17 protein-coding genes are annotated in these 17,856 nt (G+C 71.1%); 10 read left to right on the top strand and 7 right to left on the bottom strand.

Annotation, left to right across the window (positions count from 1 at the left end; genetic code table 11):
• Positions 1 to 40: 40 nt before the first annotated feature.
• Both ACQEVJ_RS21780 and ACQEVJ_RS21785 read right to left on the bottom strand, forming a co-directional pair.
• Positions 41 to 514, bottom strand: a complete 474-nt coding sequence (locus ACQEVJ_RS21780; protein WP_433103775.1) for a ribosomal protein L7/L12 — start codon at positions 512 to 514, stop codon at positions 41 to 43.
• 60 nt (positions 515 to 574) lie between these two features.
• Positions 575 to 1,150, bottom strand: a complete 576-nt coding sequence (locus ACQEVJ_RS21785; protein ID WP_433103777.1) for a helix-turn-helix domain-containing protein — start codon at positions 1,148 to 1,150, stop codon at positions 575 to 577.
• 111 nt (positions 1,151 to 1,261) lie between these two features.
• Here ACQEVJ_RS21785 and ACQEVJ_RS21790 point away from each other — a divergent pair, with 111 nt between their 5' ends.
• Both ACQEVJ_RS21790 and ACQEVJ_RS21795 read left to right on the top strand, forming a co-directional pair.
• Entirely contained in the window at positions 1,262 to 2,098 is an 837-nt protein-coding gene (locus ACQEVJ_RS21790) for an EamA family transporter (RefSeq protein WP_433103779.1), read from the top strand.
• A gap of 38 nt (positions 2,099 to 2,136) precedes the next feature.
• Positions 2,137 to 2,784: an FMN-binding negative transcriptional regulator gene (locus tag ACQEVJ_RS21795; protein ID WP_433103781.1), complete on the top strand. Its 648-nt coding sequence runs from the start codon at positions 2,137 to 2,139 to the stop codon at positions 2,782 to 2,784.
• Between the two features lie 64 nt (positions 2,785 to 2,848).
• On the opposite strand, the gene ACQEVJ_RS21800 is transcribed toward ACQEVJ_RS21795, so the two are convergent.
• Positions 2,849 to 5,164 (bottom strand): fibronectin type III domain-containing protein, encoded by a 2,316-nt coding sequence (locus tag ACQEVJ_RS21800; protein ID WP_433103783.1) that lies wholly within the window; start codon positions 5,162 to 5,164, stop codon positions 2,849 to 2,851.
• A 247-nt stretch (positions 5,165 to 5,411) separates the two neighbouring features.
• Between ACQEVJ_RS21800 and ACQEVJ_RS21805 the strand changes: the two genes are divergently transcribed.
• The 5 genes from ACQEVJ_RS21805 to ACQEVJ_RS21825 all read left to right on the top strand — a co-directional run bounded on the left by ACQEVJ_RS21805 (position 5,412) and on the right by ACQEVJ_RS21825 (position 11,432).
• On the top strand, positions 5,412 to 6,353 hold the full coding sequence (locus tag ACQEVJ_RS21805) for a carbohydrate ABC transporter permease (protein WP_433103785.1): 942 nt from the start codon (positions 5,412 to 5,414) through the stop codon (positions 6,351 to 6,353).
• A 12-nt stretch (positions 6,354 to 6,365) separates the two neighbouring features.
• Positions 6,366 to 7,247 (top strand): carbohydrate ABC transporter permease, encoded by an 882-nt coding sequence (locus tag ACQEVJ_RS21810; protein WP_433103787.1) that lies wholly within the window; start codon positions 6,366 to 6,368, stop codon positions 7,245 to 7,247.
• A gap of 26 nt (positions 7,248 to 7,273) precedes the next feature.
• Entirely contained in the window at positions 7,274 to 8,638 is a 1,365-nt protein-coding gene (locus tag ACQEVJ_RS21815; RefSeq protein ID WP_433103789.1) for an ABC transporter substrate-binding protein, read from the top strand.
• Positions 8,639 to 8,668: 30 nt separating this feature from the next.
• Positions 8,669 to 10,165, top strand: coding sequence for a glycoside hydrolase family 36 protein (locus tag ACQEVJ_RS21820; protein ID WP_433103791.1), 1,497 nt, complete (start codon positions 8,669 to 8,671; stop codon positions 10,163 to 10,165).
• Between the two features lie 82 nt (positions 10,166 to 10,247).
• On the top strand, positions 10,248 to 11,432 hold the full coding sequence (locus tag ACQEVJ_RS21825; protein ID WP_433103793.1) for an ROK family transcriptional regulator: 1,185 nt from the start codon (positions 10,248 to 10,250) through the stop codon (positions 11,430 to 11,432).
• A gap of 19 nt (positions 11,433 to 11,451) precedes the next feature.
• Here the strand turns inward: ACQEVJ_RS21825 and ACQEVJ_RS21830 are convergent, their stop codons facing one another.
• Both ACQEVJ_RS21830 and ACQEVJ_RS21835 read right to left on the bottom strand, forming a co-directional pair.
• Positions 11,452 to 12,402 (bottom strand): DUF2218 domain-containing protein, encoded by a 951-nt coding sequence (locus ACQEVJ_RS21830; RefSeq protein ID WP_433103795.1) that lies wholly within the window; start codon positions 12,400 to 12,402, stop codon positions 11,452 to 11,454.
• A gap of 135 nt (positions 12,403 to 12,537) precedes the next feature.
• Positions 12,538 to 13,923, bottom strand: coding sequence for an HIT domain-containing protein (locus tag ACQEVJ_RS21835; protein ID WP_433103797.1), 1,386 nt, complete (start codon positions 13,921 to 13,923; stop codon positions 12,538 to 12,540).
• A 73-nt stretch (positions 13,924 to 13,996) separates the two neighbouring features.
• Between ACQEVJ_RS21835 and ACQEVJ_RS21840 the strand changes: the two genes are divergently transcribed.
• The 3 genes from ACQEVJ_RS21840 (at position 13,997) to ACQEVJ_RS21850 (ending at position 15,986) form a co-directional block, all read left to right on the top strand.
• Complete coding sequence (locus ACQEVJ_RS21840; protein WP_433103799.1) at positions 13,997 to 14,902, top strand: aminoglycoside phosphotransferase family protein; 906 nt, start codon at positions 13,997 to 13,999, stop codon at positions 14,900 to 14,902.
• A 75-nt stretch (positions 14,903 to 14,977) separates the two neighbouring features.
• Entirely contained in the window at positions 14,978 to 15,451 is a 474-nt protein-coding gene (locus tag ACQEVJ_RS21845) for an AAA family ATPase (RefSeq protein WP_433103801.1), read from the top strand.
• Positions 15,452 to 15,566: 115 nt separating this feature from the next.
• Positions 15,567 to 15,986 carry an ester cyclase gene (locus ACQEVJ_RS21850; protein WP_433103803.1) on the top strand — a complete coding sequence of 140 codons (420 nt, stop codon included), beginning with the start codon at positions 15,567 to 15,569 and terminating at the stop codon, positions 15,984 to 15,986.
• 51 nt (positions 15,987 to 16,037) lie between these two features.
• Here ACQEVJ_RS21850 and ACQEVJ_RS21855 read toward each other — a convergent pair whose 3' ends face one another.
• Together ACQEVJ_RS21855 and ACQEVJ_RS21860 are read right to left on the bottom strand one after the other, a co-directional pair.
• Positions 16,038 to 16,805 carry a group II truncated hemoglobin gene (locus tag ACQEVJ_RS21855; RefSeq protein WP_433103805.1) on the bottom strand — a complete coding sequence of 256 codons (768 nt, stop codon included), beginning with the start codon at positions 16,803 to 16,805 and terminating at the stop codon, positions 16,038 to 16,040.
• Between the two features lie 99 nt (positions 16,806 to 16,904).
• A complete protein-coding gene (locus ACQEVJ_RS21860; RefSeq protein ID WP_433103807.1) occupies positions 16,905 to 17,783 on the bottom strand; it encodes a LysR family transcriptional regulator in 879 nt (292 codons plus the stop codon).
• Positions 17,784 to 17,856: the final 73 nt, after the last annotated feature.

A 17,856-nucleotide genomic window follows, 5' to 3' on the forward strand; every position in this document is an offset into this window, starting at 1 on the left:
ACCGAGCCGCACCGACAGCAAACGCCGCGGAGGCGCTCGCCTACGCCTCGCCGCCCTCCGCGTCGGCGACGTCGATCGCGTCGACGAACCGCTCGGCCTCCGGCTGGCCCATGCCCGTCTCGCCGCGCACCAGGAACACCGCCTGCTCGCCGCGTCCGGCCGCCTTCAGCTCCCGCACCCGCGACGCCAGATCCGGCCGCGCGTGGCCCGGGGCCACCGGCAACGGCCGCCCGGAGGCCAGGGTCTCGGCCAGGTCCTTGGCCTCCTTCAGCCCGAGCCCGGTCTGCTCGCGGATCAGCTTGATCGCCTCGATCTTCTTGTTCTGGGCGTACAGATCCCGCACCCGGTGCTGCAGGTCGGCCGAGACCGGCGGCAGGAGCCCGGGGCTGCGCCACGCCAGCCGCCCGGCGGGGCGGGCGCCGGCCCGCCGGGCCGCGAGCCCCACACCGAGAAGTGCGATCACGATGACGGCGAGGAGCAACAACACATACTCGGCCGGGCCGAAGTTAGGCATGCGGTGATCGTAAACCCCGCCCCACGGGACAGTCAGCCCCTCGGGCTCCTGGCCGGTGCGTCAGGCGGGACCGGGCGGCAGGTGGACGGTCATGACCAGGGTGCAGGTCGCGGTGCCCGAGCCGCGATAGACGTGCGGGGTGTCGGCGTCGAACGTGGCGGTCTGCCCGGCTTCGACGACGTGCTCGGCGCCGTCGACGATCAGGGTCATCCGGCCGGAGGTGACGCTGACGGTTTCCACGACTCCGGCCTGGTGGGGGTGGCTGGGGTATTCCTCACCCGGTTCCAGTCGCCAGCGCCAGACCTCGACGGGGGCCGGGCCCGAGGTCGTCAGCATGAGCCGCGCCTCGCCGCCCCGTTCTCCGGTCCACAGAGGCGCCACGGCGTCGGCGGCCACGACACGGACGCGGCCTTCGGGCGGTCCCTGCATCAGGGCGGACACCGAGACGCCGAGGGTGTCGGCCAGCCTGACCAGGGTGGCCAGGTTGGGGTTGCCCTGGGCTTTCTCCAGCCCCACCAGGGCGCCCTTGCTGACCTGGGCACGCCGGCTGAGTTCCTCCAGGGACAGACCCGCGCGGGTGCGGGCGGCCCGGACGTTGTATGCGACTGTCCGCAGGGCTGCGGCTGTCTCGGCCATCTGATCACCATACTGTGGCTGTGCCACTTCAATGCACCGTTCGGTCATTTGATTGTGCCGGTCGGTTTATTGTACGGTTCGGTCGTTCCAATGGGTGGCAAGGGATGTGCCGTGATCGCTCTGCTGCTGGCCCTCGGCAGCTCACTCGCGTACGGGTGCGCCGATTTCCTCGGCGGTCTCGGTGCCCGTAAGGCTCATGTGCTGCGGACCGTGGTGATCGCGGCTCCGGCCAGTCTCGCGGTCGAACTGCTGCTGTGGCCGTTGCTCGGCGCCTCGTTCAGCGCCGCGACCCTCGGCTGGGGCGCCGCGTCGGGGGTCGCCTCGGCGGCCGCGTTCGCCCTGCTCTACCGCACCCTGGCGATCGGTCCGATGAACGTGCTGTCGCCCGTGACCGCGCTGGTGTCCGCCGCGCTGCCCGTCGGTGCGGGTCTGCTGCAGGGGGAGCACCTGGGCGCCGCCGGACTGGCAGGTCTGCCGCTCGCGCTGGTGGCGGTGGTGCTGGTCAGCGCCGGACACGGCGCGGGCTCGGCGCGTCCCTCGCGTACCGCGCTGCTGCTGGCCTTCGGCGCGGGCGCCGCCATCGCCCTTCAGCTGATCTTCTTGCACCAGGCGCCGTCCGACAGCGGGGTGGCCCCGCTGATCGTGGGCCGGGCGGTCTCCTCGGCCGTCACCCTGGCCGCGGCGGGGCTGATGCGCCGTAGGCTGGGCGCCGAGCGGCCCGCGTACGCGATGTCGGCGGCCGCGGGTGTGCTGGACTCGGTGGCGAACCTGCTGTTCCTGCTCGCCGCGCGCAGCGGGGATCTCTCAGTCGTCGCCGTCGTCACAGCCCTCTACCCGGCAGGCACGGTCCTGCTCGCCCGCGGCGTGCTCGCCGAGCGCATCCACCGCGGCCAGCTCGTCGGCCTGGGCACCGCCGCCGTCGCCCTCAGCCTGCTCGCCCTGGCCTGAGCGAACTCGCAACCCACCACCCGACCAAGGAGAACGGCATGTTCGTACAGCCCTGGGACGCCGGCCTGGACGAAGCCGAATGGCAGACCTGGATCGCCGAAGGCCACGACTTCGGGCAGCTGAGCGTCAACGGCCTGCCCGGCCACCCGCCCATCGTGATCCCCACTCACTTCACCTGCGACGGACAGCACCTCCTCGTCCACCTCGCCCGGCCCAACCCGGTCTGGACGGCGATCGAGCACGACCCGAACGTCGTCCTCACCGTCATCGGCGACTACGCCTTCATCCCCGGCCCCTGGCGCGCCAAGGCCGGCACCCCGCCTCACGACGGCGTCCCCACCAGCTACTACACGGCCGTGCAGTTCACCTGCCGCGCCGCCATCGTCGACGACCCCGAGGCCAAGGCCGAGCTGCTGCGCCGCCAGCTCGCCCACTTCCAGCCCGACGGCGACCACGCCCCCGTCGCCGCCGACCAGCCTCCCTACGGCCGGATGCTGCCCGGTATCCGCGGCCTGCGCCTGGAAGTCGTCGACGTCCTGGCCAAGTTCAAATACGACGACCACAAACCGGTCGAGCACCGCACCGCCGTCGCCGACCACCTCACCGCACGCGGCCAGGGCCTCGACGTCCCCGCCGCGCACCAGCAGCGCCGCCGCCTGGACCGCATCGGCCCCTGGAAGCCCTGACCCCACCACCCGCGCGTGGGGGAGGCCGGGATCGAGGTCCTCCTGATCCCGGCCTCCCGGCGCGTCACTGGAATGAGATGGAGTCGATGGTGACGGTGCTGCGGCCGCCGTACCAGAAGCCCATCGCGAATTGCCCGGGGGAGGCGCGGTTGATCCCGTTGGCGGACATCGGGATCTTCACGTCCTGGTATGCGGTCGTGATGGCCGGATGGCCGCCGCCGTCGAGCGTGAAGTCGCCGAAGACCTTGGTCACCCCGCCGAGGCCGACGTTGAAGTGGGTCTGCTCGCCTCCTGCCGCGCCCTTGATCCGGATGACGAGGTAGGTGTAGGCGGACAGGTCGGTGTTCACGTCGCTGCCGAACCAGCCGCAGTTGTCGTAGCGCAGGCCGAGCGCCCCGCCGGACACGGCGCCGGAGCCGCCGCCGTCGAGGAAGCAGTTGCCGCCGGTCCATTTGCCGAGGTCGTTGCGTGCGGCGGACGGGTAGGCCGGGTCGCCGTCGAAGTCGTCCAGGACCAGGCCCGCGGTGGACGACGGAAGGGTGACGACGGTGACGGGCGCCGACGCGGCGGAGGTGTTGCCCGCGGCGTCGTACGCCTTGACCGTGTAGGTGTAGGAGGTCGCGGGATCCAGCCCGGTGTCGGTGAAGGACGTCGTCTGCGACGTCCCGGCCTGGGTGGCGCCGCGGTAGATCCGGTATCCGGCCACGCCGACGTCGTCCGTGGACGCCGTCCAGGACAGCGTGACCGAGCCCGCGGTGTGCGACGGGGAGACCAGCCCGGTGGGCGCGGTGGGCGCCGTGGTGTCCTGCCCGCCGCCCGTGCCGACGGTGACCGGGCCGAGGCCGAGCCAGCCGTCGGCGCCCTGGGAGGCGTTGGCGAAGCGGAGCTTCTTGGCGCTCGCGGAGACGGCTTCCAGAGGGTTCTTCACCCGCAGGACCCATTGGTAGCTTCCGTTGGGCACGCCGGACAGGTTCACCCCGGTCTGGAAGTACTGCGGGTAGCCGTAGTCCAGATAGGTGGGGTCCGGTCCCACGCCCCAGTCGGGGAACGCGCGGATCCTGAGCGGCATGACCGTGCGGAGGTCCCAGGACGTGTCGAAGGTCTTGACCACGGTCCCGGCGCCGTTCTTCAGGCCGAGGGTGACCGTCCACGGGTAGTAGAACGGCGCGACGCCGTTGTTGCGGATCCGCACGCCCACGTTCGTGGTTCCGCTCGCGGTGTTCGTGAAGTACGCGTTGTCGACGGTGAGGTCGTAGCCCATGAGCCGGACGGCGGCCGCGACGTTCGGGTCGCCCGGCGCGTAGCTCTGGCTCGTTTCGTTGATCTTCCAGGTGGTGTGCTCCAGCTCGATGCAGGCCTTCATGGCGTCGACCTGCCCGGAGCCGCCGGGCCAGGACGCGAACGCCGAGGACTGGATCTCGGGCCGGACCTCCCCGCCCATCGAGTCGGTGATCCACTTGTTCTCGGCGCCCGCGTCGAGAGCCCGCTGCAGCTGGGCGTAGCCGGCCCCGCCGAGCGACTGCGGCAGCGTGACGCCGGCCAGCGGCGAGCCTTCCCGATAGCAGAAGGAGTCGTCGTGGTATCCGATGTCCCGGTTCGTCGCCGCGCCCGCCGCCGAGTCGGGGTACCTGATCTCCAGCTTGGTCGTGCCGAACGCGTTGTCGTACGCCTGGATGATCTGCGCGGCGTGCGCGTCGGTCGGCATGAGGTTCGGGTAGGTGTCGCCGCTGGTGTCGGTGTCGAACGGCCAGGTGTGCCACTCGCCCCACAGCCCGATCAGGCCCAGGTGGACGAACCCGATGCGCGGGTCGCCGTCGTAGCGGGCGCCGAACGCCGCGATGAAGTCCTTCAGCGCGCCGAGCAGATACGGGCTGTCGTAGTCCGGGCTGGTGGTGCCCCAGAAGGTGTTGGTCCGGTAGGTGACGTGCCCGTCGAAGCAGTGCGGGATGGCGTTGCCCGGGTGGCTCCCGCTGCCGCCGGGATACTCCAGGTAGAACCGCACGGCCGCCTGGTTGCCGTACGAGGCGATCTCGTTCAGCGCGTTGTCGAGGATCGACCAGTTGTACCTCGAGCAGTCGGCCGGGTCGGTCATCACCTCTGACAGGCCGAAGTAGCTCCACATGAGGGAGTGCGGGTAGCCGGTGTTCTCGTCGCTCCCGGGCCAGTAGAAGCGGGCGAATCCCTTGAGCGGGTTGTCCAGCGGCGCGGGCGCGGACGCCAGCGGGTGAGCCTGCAGCGACGGGTCGGGTGAGGCGGGGGCCGGAGGCCGGGGCGGCGCCCCGCCCGCGGCCGGCGCGAGCGCCCGCGCCTGGGCGGCCGGGAGCAGGGCCGATGACAGGGCCAGCGCGACGGCGGCGAGCGCCGCGAGGGCCCGCCTCATTGGCAGGACAAGGGCAGGCATGACTGAGAAACCTCCGAGATACGTGGGCGGCAGGAGCCTGCGGCGGGCCGTGCATGACCCGCCGCATGGGGGTTGACGTGGGACGGAAGGGTTCGGGTGCGCTGCCGTACACTCCACAATTTATGAGGAGCTATTGACAAACTTTCGATGGGACACATCATTATTCGGGAGTCACCCCGTGACAAGGGGTCAATTTCACCGATCGCCGAGGACGATGATGAAAACGATGCGGGCCGAGGAACGGTCGCAGGTCGCCGAGCCGAGCGATGCCGGCGCACCCCCGCGAAGACGGGCCCGGCCGCGTGACGATCGCCGGGCGGCGTGGCTGTTCCTGATCCCCGCGCTCGCCGGCTTCGTGATCTTCTTCGGCTATCCGGCCGTGCGGGGATTCTGGTACTCCCTGACCGACTACAACCTGCTCAGCGCCCCGGCCTTCGTCGGCGGGGACAACTACGCCCGGCTCGTGCGCGACCCGCAGTTCTGGCACTCGCTCGCCGTCACCGTGTACTACGTCGTGGTCAACATCGGTTCGCAGATGCTGCTCGCGCTGGTCCTGGCCACGCTCATGCACCGCCTCACCCGGTCGGTGGCGCTGCGCGCGATGCTGCTGCTGCCGTGGCTGGTGCCGAACGTCACCGTCGGCCTTGTCTGGATCTGGCTGCTCGACGCCGACCTCGGCTTCGTCAACCACCTGCTGAAGGCGCTCGACCTCGGCACGGTCGGCTTCTTCGTCTCACCCGACTGGGCCATGCCGACGATCGCGATGGTCAACACCTGGGCGTACACCGGCTACACCGCGCTCCTGCTGTACGCCGGCATGCTGCAGATCCCGCCGCACCTGTACGAGAGCGCCGCCCTCGACGGCGCAGGCGAGCTGCGCATGTTCCGCTCGATCACGCTGCCGATGCTGCGGCCCGTCCTCGCGCTGGTGCTGGTGGTGTCGCTGATCGGCTCGTTCCAGATCTTCGACACGGTCGCGGTGGCGTCCAAGGGCGGCGGAGCCGGCAGCGCGATCAGGGTCATCTACTACTTCATCTACCAGCAGGCCTTCCAGTACTTCCACATGGGCTACGCCTCGGCGGCGGCACTCGTGCTCGCGCTCGTCCTCGGCGTGCTCACGGTCGTGCAGATGCGGCTGCTGCGGGCGTCCCGCTCGGACCTGGCCTGAGGAGACAACACGTTGCGGCGCATCTCGAACATGGGCCGGCTGCCGGCCTGGGCCATCCTGGCCGTGGCCCTCGTGCTCACCCTGTTCCCCTTCTACTGGATGGTCCGTACGGCGCTCACCCCGTCCGCCGACCTCTACGCCGACAGCGGCGCCCTGTTCCCGCGGCACCCGACGACGGTGAACTTCCTGCGCATCCTCGGGCTCACCAGCCAGGAGGAGGCCCGCGCGGCGGGCGGGTCGGGCGCGCGGCTCGACTTCGCCCGCTACCTGCTCAACTCGGTCGTCTACAGCGGCCTGATCGCGACGCTGCAGACCTTCTTCTGCGCGATGGCGGGGTACGCGTTCGCCCGGCTGCGCTTCCCCGGGCGGGAGCTCGTCTTCGGCGTGATGATCGCCGCGCTCATGGTGCCGCCGATCTTCACGCTGCTGCCCAACTTCGTGCTGGTGAAGAACCTCGGCCTGATCAACACGTTCGCCGGGGTGGTGGCTCCGACGATCCTGATGACCCCGTTCGCGGTCTTCTTCCTGCGGCAGTTCTTCCTGTCCATTCCGCGCGACGTGGAGGAGGCGGCCCGGCTGGACGGCAACGGCCCCTGGGGCGTGTTCTGGCGCATCGTGCTGCCGATGAGCCGCGGGCCGCTGATCACCATCGGGCTCACCACGACCGTGTGGGCGTGGAAGGACTACCTGTGGCCGCTGCTGGTCGGGCGTGAGGAGCAGACCCGCGTCCTCACCGTCGCGCTCGGCGTCTTCCTGCAGCAGTCGCCCAACACCCGCCCCGACTGGACCGGGCTCATGGCCGGGTCGACCCTCTCGGTCCTGCCGGTCCTGCTCCTGCTGGTCTTCCTCGGCCGGCGGCTGGTCCAGTCGCTCAACTTCTCCGGAATCAAATGACCCCCCTGCAAGAGAGGCACCGACCTATGAACACCACCAAGCGGGCAGGCGCGGCGCTGCTGTCGCTGGCGCTGGCCGGCACGCTCGCCGCCTGCGGGTCCGGCGGCGGCGAACCGCGGGACGACGCGGCCGGCGGCAACGTCACGATCGACTACTGGCTCTGGGACGACAACCAGCAGGCGTCCTACCAGGCCTGCGCCGACGCCTTCCACACGGCCAACCCGAACATCACCGTCAAGATTACCCAGACGGCGTGGGCCCAGTACTGGCAGAACCTCACCACCCAGCTCGCCGCCGGCCAGGCCCCGGACGTGTGGACCGACCACGTCTCCTACTACCCGCAGTTCGTCGGCAGCGGGCAGATCCTCGACATCCAGCCGTATGTCACCCGCGACAAGGTGGACCTGGCCCAGTACCAGGACGGCCTGGCCGACCTGTGGGTGAAGGACGGCAAGCGGTTCGGCCTGCCCAAGGACTGGGACACCGAGGCGCTCGTCTACAACAGCGCCATGCTCGCCGACCAGGGCATCAAGGCGGACGAGATGGCGAACCTCACCTGGAACCCCGCCGACGGCGGCTCGCTCCAGCAGGTCATCGCCAAGCTCACGGTCGACGAGAAGGGGCACAACGGCCTCGACCCGGCCTTCGACAAGAACCACGTCAAGGTGTACGGCTTCCTGCCGGAGTGGGCCGACGGGTCGCAGGGCCAGAACGGCTGGGGCGACCTGGCCGTGGCCAACGGATGGACCTACCTGGACAAGAACCCCTGGGGGACCCACTACAGGTACGACGACCCCAAGCTCGCCCAGACCATCGACTGGTACAGGCAGCTCATCGACAAGGGGTACGCGCCGAAGTTCGACAAGCAGTCCACCCTCGGCCGCGACGCGGTGATGGCCGCCGGCAAGGGCGCGACGACCTTCGCCGGGTCGTGGACCATCAACACCTACCTCGGCCCGGACGCCGAGCAGAAATTCGCCCTCGCCCCGATGCCCGTCGGCCCGGCCGGCGTGCGCAAGACCGCCATCAACGGCCTGTCGGATGCGATCTTCGCCGGCACGCCGCACCAGGAAGAGGCCTGGAAGTGGGTGAAGTTCCTCGGCTCGGCCGACTGCCAGGACATCGTCGCAGGCAACGCCGCCGTCTTCCCCGCGATCAAGACGGCCGGCGACAAGGCCGCGGCCGCCCACGAGGCCAAGGGGCGTGACGTGCACGCCTACCTCGACCCGACCAAGACGCCGGGCGGCACGTTCCTGCTGCCCATCACCGACCACGGCAACGAGGTCAGCCAGATCGTGCAGGACGCCATCCAGTCGGTCATCCTCGGCCAGGCCGGCGCGGCGGACGCCCTGAAGAAGGCCAACGACCAGGTCAACGCGCTGTTCACCTGAGACCCCGGACCTACAGAACAAAGGAGCATCATGCCGCTGCTCGTCGAGCTGGCAGGCCGTACCGTAGCCGTTGAGCCGACCGGCTCCGAGCCACCCCAGAAGATCGAGGGCGGGGTCGTGCTGCCGCCGGGCCGCGTGGCCGTGCTGCACGGCCTCGGCGACGCGCTGTTCTACCGGCACGGGCAGAACTCCTGGAGCCCGTGCGGCTGGCGGCGGCTGTCGGAGCCGCCGCTGCGCATCGCCGACCCGCGGCGCCGGGTCACCGCGGACGACCCCGTCTGGGACGACCCGTCCCGCCACCACTCCTCGGCCGTCGCCGCCCTGCAGGGCGGCGACGGGCGGGTCCTGCTGCTCGGCGCGCTCGGCATCGGCACCCCGCGCCTGGCCGCCGACCACGACACGCTCGCCGGCTGGTACGAAGACGACGGGGCGCCGTGGTTCCTCGCGTACGGCGAAGAGGAGGAGGTCTTCGGCGCCTACACCCGCGCGCTCGCCGCCCGCCTCGGCAGCCGCGACCGGCGCGCCGGGAACGTCTGGTGCAGCTGGTACGCCTACTACGAGGGCATCACCGAGGCCGGGCTGGCCGAGGACGTCGCCGCGCTGAACGGGCTGCCCTTCGACGTGGTGCAGGTCGACGACGGCTGGGAGGAGATGGTCGGCGACTGGGAGCCGAACGCCAAGTTCCCGTCCGGGATGCGCGCGCTCGCCGGCCGGATCGCCGACGCCGGGATGACCCCGGGGCTGTGGCTGGCGCCGTTCGTCGTGCTGCCGGGCTCGCGCACCGCCCGCGAGCGGCCCGAGCTGCTGCTGCGCGACGAACGGGGCGAACCCGTGGTCGCCGGCTACAACTGGGGGACCGCCTACTGGGCGCTGGACCTGTCCCGGGCAGACGCGCTCGACCACGTGGAGCGGCTCATCCGGCGGGTCGTGCACGAGTGGGGCTTCGGCTACCTCAAGCTCGACTTCATCAACGCCGGCGCCGCCCCCGGCGTACGGCAGGGCGGGATCGGGCGCGAGCAGGCCTACCGGCAGGCGCTGGAACTGATCCGCCGGACAGCGGGACAGGACGTGTACCTGCTGGGCAGCGGCGCGATCCTGCTGCCCTCGCTCGGCCTGCTCGACGGGCTGCGCAGCGGGCCGGACGTGGCGCCGATGTGGCAGAACTACGCCAGCGACGACCCGTCCGACGCGATGGCGCGCAACGCCGTGGTCAACACGCTGCACCGGCTGTGGCACGCGCCGCTGGCCGAGGTCGACCCCGACGTCGTCTACTTCCGCAGCCGCCTCAACCTGCTCACCGACCAGCAGCTCGGCTGGCTGCGCGACCTGGCCACGGTGTGCGGCTTCCGGGCGGTGTCCGACCCGCCGGGGTGGCTGCGCGCGGAGGAGCTGGCGGACATGACGGCGTACCTGTCGGCCCGGCCCGCCGTCGTACGCAAGGGCCGCTACGTGTTCGCCCTCGACGGCCGCGAGGTGGACTTCGGCCCGGCCGTCGCACCCGGCGGGCAGCTGTATCCGATCTCCTGACTTCCCACTACTCTTTTGTAAAGAGCGCAGCATTATTCAGGGGATCGCACAGGGGATCGCACAGGGGATCGAGGGGGCGACGGTGACGGAGCAGGTCACGACCGGGACGCTGGTCACGACCGGGACGGACGTGACCAGGATGCGGGAGCTCAACGCGCTCAGCATCGTCCGGGCGCTGCGGGGCAACCCGCCGTCCACCGTCACGGAGCTGGCCACCCGCACCGGGCTGTCCCGGCCAGGGACGGACGTCATCGTGCAGGGCCTGGTCGCCGACGGCTGGCTCACCGTCGTGGAGCCCGACGGCAGCAGCGTCGTCGGGCGCCCCGCCCGACGCTACCGGTTCAACGCCGGCGCCGGTCACGTGATCGGCGTCGACGTCGGCGCGCACAAGGTGCTGGCCATGCTCGCCGACCTCGACGGCGCCGTCACGTGGACCACCCGGCTGCCGGTCGATCCCGGCGCCGACCCGGCGGCGCGGCTCGCTGTCGCCGACGCGGCCGTCGACGAGTGCCTGGCCGCGTCCGGCCTGCGCCCGGAGGACATCTGGGCGATCACCGTCGGGGTGACCGGGCCGGTCGACGCCAGCGGCCGCACCACGCTGTTCACGCCGCTGCCCGGCTGGGCGAGCGTGAACCCGTCCGAGCACCTGGCCGCCCGTTTCTCCTGCCCCGTCCAGGTGGAGAACGACTGCAAGCTGGCCGCGCTCGCCGAACGCTGGCAGGGGGCGGCCCGCGACGCCGACGACATCGTCTACCTGCTGGCGGGCATGCGCACCGGCGCCGGACTGATCATCGACGGCACGCTGCGCCGCGGCTACGGCGGCGCGGCCGGCGAGATCGGCGCGCTGCGCGCCGTCCGCTGGCTCACCGCGCCCTCCCACCTGGAGAACTGCGCCAGCCTGCCCGCGGGCGTCGACACCGACGACGCGGCCGCCTGGGTGTTCAACGCCGCCCGCTCCGGAGACAAGGCGGCCAAGACGGCCGTCCGCCGCTACACCCGCGACCTCGCCGTCGGCACCGCCGCCCTGGTCCTCACCCTCGACCCGCAGGTCGTCGTCCTCGGCGGCGGCTTCTCCCGCTCCGCCGACCTCATCCTCGACCAGCTGGCCCGCGAACTCGGCCGCACCTGCCTGCGCGTCCCCGAGATCCGCGCCTCCACCCTCGGCGCGGAGAGCGTCGCCCTGGGCGCGCTGCGCCTGGCCCTCGACGAGGTGGACGCCCGCCTGTTCGGCGTGGGCCTGCCCGCGCCGGTCGCCCCGCGCGCCTGACCGGCACGCGCCTGCCGGGTCAGCCCACCCGCCGGGCGATCGTGACACCGTCGCGCACCGGCAGCATCACCGACTCGACCCGGCTGTCCCGCGCGATCGTCTCGTTCAGGCGGCGTACGGCCACCTGCGCGTCCCCCTGGAAGGCCGGGTCGAACACGCGCCCGCCCTGGAACACGTTGTCGAGCACGACCAGGCCGCCCGGGCTCAGCCGCGTGACCACCTCCTCGTAGTAGTCCGGATAGCTCTCCTTGTCGGCGTCGATGAAGGCGAAACCGACGACCGGCTCGGCCGGAAGCGCGCGCAGCGTCTCCAGCGCCGGCCCGATCCGCAGGTCGACGCGGTCGGCCACACCCGCGCGCTCCCAGTAGTTCCTGGCGATCGACGTCCACTCCGTGCTCACGTCGCACGCCAGCAGCCGCCCGTCCGGCGGCAGCCCCCGGGCGATGCAGATGGAGGAGTAGCCGGTGAACACCCCCACCTCCACCGCAAGGCGGGCCCCCGACATCCGCACCAGCATCGTCAGCAGGGCGCCCTCGTCGTGTGAGACCTGCATCCCGGCCGCGCCGCCCGTCTCCTCACGCGTCCTGACCACCAGATCCCGCAGCACCTCGTCCACGGGGGAGCAGTGCGTGAGCAGGTAGTCGTCCACGACGGGCGACAGGGTCCACGCCGCGTCGCCGCCGACCGGCGGCGACCAGTCGACCACGAGCTCCTCCTGGGTGGCGAACCGCAGCAGGTGACGGGTGACGACGTCCCGCACGTCGAGCAGCGGCTCCTCGCCGGCCGCGGTCGCGATCATCTCGAACCCGCCGCCGCACGGCCGCAGCACGCAACGCCCGGACCGCAGCTCGATCACCGCCCGGCCGTCGCCGCCGAGCACGGCCTCCGCCTTGTGACCCATGTGCGACACGAGCTGCTTGATGTAGCGCTCGGGCTTGTCGGTGACGACGTACGCCGTCGAATGAGGCATCGGCTTCCTCCATCTGACACACCAGGCGTCGAGACTTTTCGACGCTTCCGGCCGGACCCCCCGGCGGCGAGCCGCAGGGCTGCTGCTCTCGCTCTACCCCGCCGTCATCCCCACTCTGCCGCCCTCCCCGTCCGGCTAAAGCGCCTTCAGGAACAGCGCCCGATGACGCGCGATATGCGCGCTGTCGGTGAGATACAACAGATCGTGCCCCTCCGCGACATGAGCCGCGAACGCCTCGTGACCCGCCGCGGCCTCCGCGCGCATGTGGGCGACCAGATGCTCCAGCCGGGCCCGCGCGGTCTCCGTCAGCGTCCCCCGATCCTCCGCACAGAGCCGGTAGGCGTCGGCGAACAAGCGCAGCCGCCGTGCCTGCTCCTCCACCCCGGGAGCGCTCCCGTCACGGCCGGGATCATGCAACGGCACGAACCGGTAGGCGGCATACGCCACGTCCCACACCCGCGGCCCCGGATGCGCGGTGTCGAAGTCGATGAACGCCACCGGCCGCCCCTCCCGGAAGACGCAGTTGTACGGCGCCACGTCACCGTGACAGACGACCTCGGCCGGACCGCGCGGCGAAAAGTACCAATCCGCTCCCTCCGGAGGCGCGAAACCCACCGTCGCGTCGTGGTAGTCCCGCAGCAACACCCCGACACCGGCCAGCGCCTCATCCGCCATCGCGTACGGCGGCAGGGGATAGCCCGGCACCTCACCCGGGAGGAAATCCAGCACCTCCCGGCCCTCGCCGTCGCACCCGTGGGCTCTCGGCGCGCCGCCGAACCCGGCCGCCGCCAGATGATCCAGCAGAGCGCGCACCGCCGGCGTCCACCGGCGGGCGGGCCGGCGCACCGTGCCCCCGACCCGGACGACCCGGTTGACCCCGCCCCCGGTCAGCTCCTCCTCGTCCACTCCGGCCTGGTCGACTCCGGCCTGGTCGACTCCGGCCTGATCCACTTGGGGGAGACACGTTCCGGCCGGACCGGCGAGCGCCGCGCGCAACCTCTCCGCGAGGTCGGCCGCCTGCCGGAGCGACCACGGGATCACCCCGTTCTCCGTCATCAGGGCATGGAACTGCTGCCGCTCGTACGGCGTCCCGGGCGGCAGCGGCGCGATGTGCCAATGCAGGTGGGCGTTGCCCTGCCCGCTGCCCAGCGACAGCACATACGTGCGCTCGGAGGGGACGACCGCCTCGACCGCCAGGGCGACCCGGCGCACCGTCCGCATCAGCCGCACGTACGCCTCCTCGTCCAGGTCGCGGACCACATGCTCGACATGGGCCTTCGGCGCGACCAGGACCTTCCCCGGAAGCGTGGGATAACGGTCGAGGAACGCAATGTGCTGATCGTCTTCGAACACGACCTGTTCGAAGTCGTACGCTGGATCGCCCGCCACCACCGCGCAGACGAAACAGGGACCGCCCCTGGCACGCCGGACGTACGCGGCGACATCGAACTCTTCCTTCGCGTGGGAGACCGGCCCGGCCGGCTCGCGCCCCTCGGGATGGTGCCGGTCCTGCTCCGCCATTCCGTGATCGTACGAGACCTGGCGCGGGGAAATCCCGTTGCACGGTCAGGGGAGCGGCGGCGACACTCCCGAAGTGACCGATCATCCGCCCCCGGACGGACGCGCCGGAATCGACGCGACACTGGTGAAACGACTGATCGCGGACCAGTTCCCGCAGTGGCGCGACCTGCCCGTGACACCGGTCCAGGTCGACGGCTGGGACAACCGCACCTACCGCCTCGGCGAGGAGATGACGGTCCGGCTCCCGACCGCGGCCGGCTACGCACCGGCGGTGGACAAGGAACATCGGTGGCTCCCGGTCCTCGCACCGTCGCTACCCGTCGCCGTACCCGAGCCGCTGGCCAAGGGCGCGCCGGGGGCGGGATATCCGTTCGAATGGTCCGTCCGCAGGTGGCTGGAGGGCGAGACCGCCTTCGCCGGCCGCATCGACGACCTGCCCGCGTTCGCCGTCTCGGTGGCCGAGTTCATCCTCGCCCTGCAGAGTGCCGACGCGACGGACGGGCCGCGGGCCGGCGCGCACAGTTTCCACCGCGGCGCGTCCCCGGCCCACTACGACGACGAGACCCGCCGCGCCCTGGCCGCGCTCGACTGCCGTGTCGACACCGCGCGGGCCACGGCCGTCTGGGACGCCGCCCTGGGAGCGACCCGGCAGGGGAGGCCGGTGTGGTTCCACGGCGACATCGCGGGCGGAAACCTGCTCGTCAGGGAGGGACGGCTGACCGCCGTCATCGACTTCGGGACCTCGGGCGTGGGCGACCCCGCTTGCGATCTGGTCATCGCGTGGACGATGTTCGCGGGGGAGAGCAGGCACGCCTTCCGCGCAGCCGTACGCCAGGACCCCGCCACGTGGGCGCGCGCCAGGGGATGGGCGTTGTGGAAGGCACTGATCGTCCTGGCCAGGGTCATCGACACGGACGGCGCGCAGGCCGCCGACCAGCTCCGCGTGATCGACGAGATCCTGACGGACCGCGACGCCTGACCGGTGCGCCCCCCGCTCCCGTGGGGACCTCGCCGGGGGAGGATGAGGTATGAACCCGGCACGGAACCCGCGGCCATGACGACCCGGGAGGTCGCCGTCCTGGTCGGGCTGCAGGCATCGGGCAAGACCACCTTCTACCGGCAGCGGCTGGCGGCGACGCACGCCCATGTCAGCAAGGACAACTGGCCGAACGCCCGCCACCGGCAGCGACGCCAGCTCCGGGTCGTCGCCGAGACCCTGCAGGAAGGGCGGAACGTGGCCGTGGACAACACCAACCCCTCCCCAGAGGAGTGGGGCCCGCTCGTCGTCGCGGCCAAGGAACGCGGCGCCCGGGTCGTGGCCTACTGGTTCCCTCCCGACCTCACCGCGTCGCTGCACCGCAACGCGCAGCGCCCCGGCCGTGCGCGGGTGCCCGAGGTGGGCATCCACGCCACGGTGAGACGCCTCCGCCGCCCACGCCCGTCGGACGGATTCGACGCGGTCCACACGGTGACTTTCGACGACCGGGGCGGCTTCACCGTAAGAGACGAGGACGGCCCCGGCGGGTGAAGGACCTGTGGAGTGCCTGCGGACATGACGCTGAACAGGCTCCGGCAAAGACTGCGGAGGGTGAGACACACGGCCGCGTTCTGAGGGCATCCATCGATAGGGGAGGACCGACATCGTGGGCGAAGCCCGCCGAGTGCGCGACAGATACAACGCCGCGTTCAATGCGCACGACATTGACGCGCTGCTCGGCACGGTCAGCCCCGACGGGGCGTTCCTCACCCCGGAGGGCATGGCCGAGGGCCATGAGGAACTGGGCTCCTACCTGGAGGAGTTCTGGGCGGCCTTCCCGGACGTGCACACGGTGGTCCTGGAGTCGTTCGACGTCGGCGACATGACGGTCGACGAGCTGGTGCTGATCGGCACCCACAAGGGGCGTTACCTGGGACCAGGCGGCCGGGTCATTCCTCCGACGGGCCGCCCGCTGAATCTTCGCTGCTGCTACGTCTGCACCATCGAGAACGGGCAGATCGTCAGCCTGCGCCTCTACTTCGACCAGCTGGAACTGCTGTCCCAGCTCGGCGTGCCACTCGCGTGACCACCGGTTGGCGAGGGTCGTCGCCCCCGCCAACCGGTCAGATCTGTCAGATCACGAGGTGGGGGAGTAGGGCGGGGCCACCCCCCAGCCCCAGCGGGGGACAGGGGCCTGCTGCGGGGGGCGGGCGCCGGGCTGGGAGTTGGCGAAGGCGAGGCGGGTGCCCCACTCGATGTAACTCGCGAAGGCGGCGCGGAACTCGGGGTCCGCGGGCAGGCCGACCACGTCGGCGGCGTCCATGAGGAGACTGACCCAGCGGCGGCGCTGAGGTTCGGTGATGGCCTTGCCGAGGTGCTGGACGAGCATGTGGTGGTAGCCGCCCCGCTCGTCCGTGTAGCGGGACGGGCCGCCGAAGACCTCCGCCAGCCACATCGCGACATACCTGGGGTGTTCCGGGTCCATGTGAGCGAAGAGGGGGCCGATCAGGTCGTCCTTGAGAACCTGCTCGTAGAACGTCTCGGTGAGCCGCTCGAACGCCTCCGTGCCACCCGCCCAGTCGTACATGCTCGGGACCGAGGAGCCGGTGCCGCGCACGGCGGTCCGCTCGTAGTGCCGCATCTCCTCGATCTGCCGGACGTACGGTTTGATCGCGGAGAAGAACGCCCCGAAGTGCTCGCCGCCGCGGAAACCCTGCATGTGATCCTCAGCCGAGGTCCACGTGATGCGCAGGATGTACCACTCGGGCTCGTCGACGCACCGCGACACCTCGTAGTCCAAGCACTGCGGCGCGGCCGCCAAGGGCACCGCGGCACGTTTGTAGGCGGCTTCGAACTCGTCCGCGTCCTGCTGGTCGATCCGGTAGCGGATGTACTCGACGATCACGTGGACATCGCCCCCGAGGCCCCGGCTTCGAAGATTAAGATCATGACTGCATTGTAATCATGTAATCCAGTGTCAGAAGTCGTCTATCAGCGGCGCCGATCACACAGAGTCCGCCTGACCAGCGCGGATCAGCTCAAGGAAGGCCGTGGCCGCCGGGGACGGCCGGTTCTCCCAGATCAGGTACTCCACCCGGGTGGGAGCATCGCGAAGACGAATGAGACGCAGGTCGGAAAAGCGCGGCGCGTACGCGGCCGGCAGCATGCCCACTCCGAGGCCCTGCCGAACCAGATCGACCATGAGCTCGGCCGACGACACCTCGAAGGGCACCTCACGTCGCACCCCCGCCGCCGCGAAGGCCTCGTCCGACTGCGCTCGCCCGGCCGCGCCGACACGGAAGTCGATGAACGGTTCGTCCGCCAGGCTCCGCAGGTCCATCTCGTCCTCCGCCCGGTGATAATCGGGCGCGACCACGGCGACCAGCTCGCCCCCGCCGAGGCGGCGACTCTGGACGCCCTTGGGTTCCACGCGCGGTGGCAGGCCCAGGAACGCGACGTCGACGACGCCCTGCCGGACCCGCTCGATCAGCTCTTCGCTGCCCGTCGCGGTCAGCGTGATGTGCACCCGCGGATAGCGCCGGCGGTAGTCCCTCAGGGCGACCGGCAGGTCGACGGCCGCCACCGTCGGGATGGTGCCGACGGCGAGCCGCCCCCGGATCTCCCCGGCCGCCGCCGCCACCTCGGCCCGCGCGCGGTCCGCGGCCTCCAGACACTCCCGGGCCGCGCCAAGGAACGCCTCTCCGGCCGGCGTCAGCCGCACACGCCGGCTGGTCCGCTCGAACAACCGCGCGCCCAGCTCCCGCTCCAAACCGGCGATCTGATGACTGAGCGCCGACTGCACCACACGGCAGCGCTCGGCCGCCCGGGTGAAGTTCCTGGTCTCCGCGACCGCGACGACATACCTCAACTGCTGAAGCTCCATCCAACCATAGTGAATCACGATCGATATCGATGAAAAGCATGTGTTGGACTCATCGATCGACGCTCGCGCACTC

The sequence above is a fragment of the Microbispora sp. CA-102843 genome (assembly GCF_050936215.1).
In the GTDB taxonomy this organism is placed as follows: domain Bacteria; phylum Actinomycetota; class Actinomycetes; order Streptosporangiales; family Streptosporangiaceae; genus Microbispora.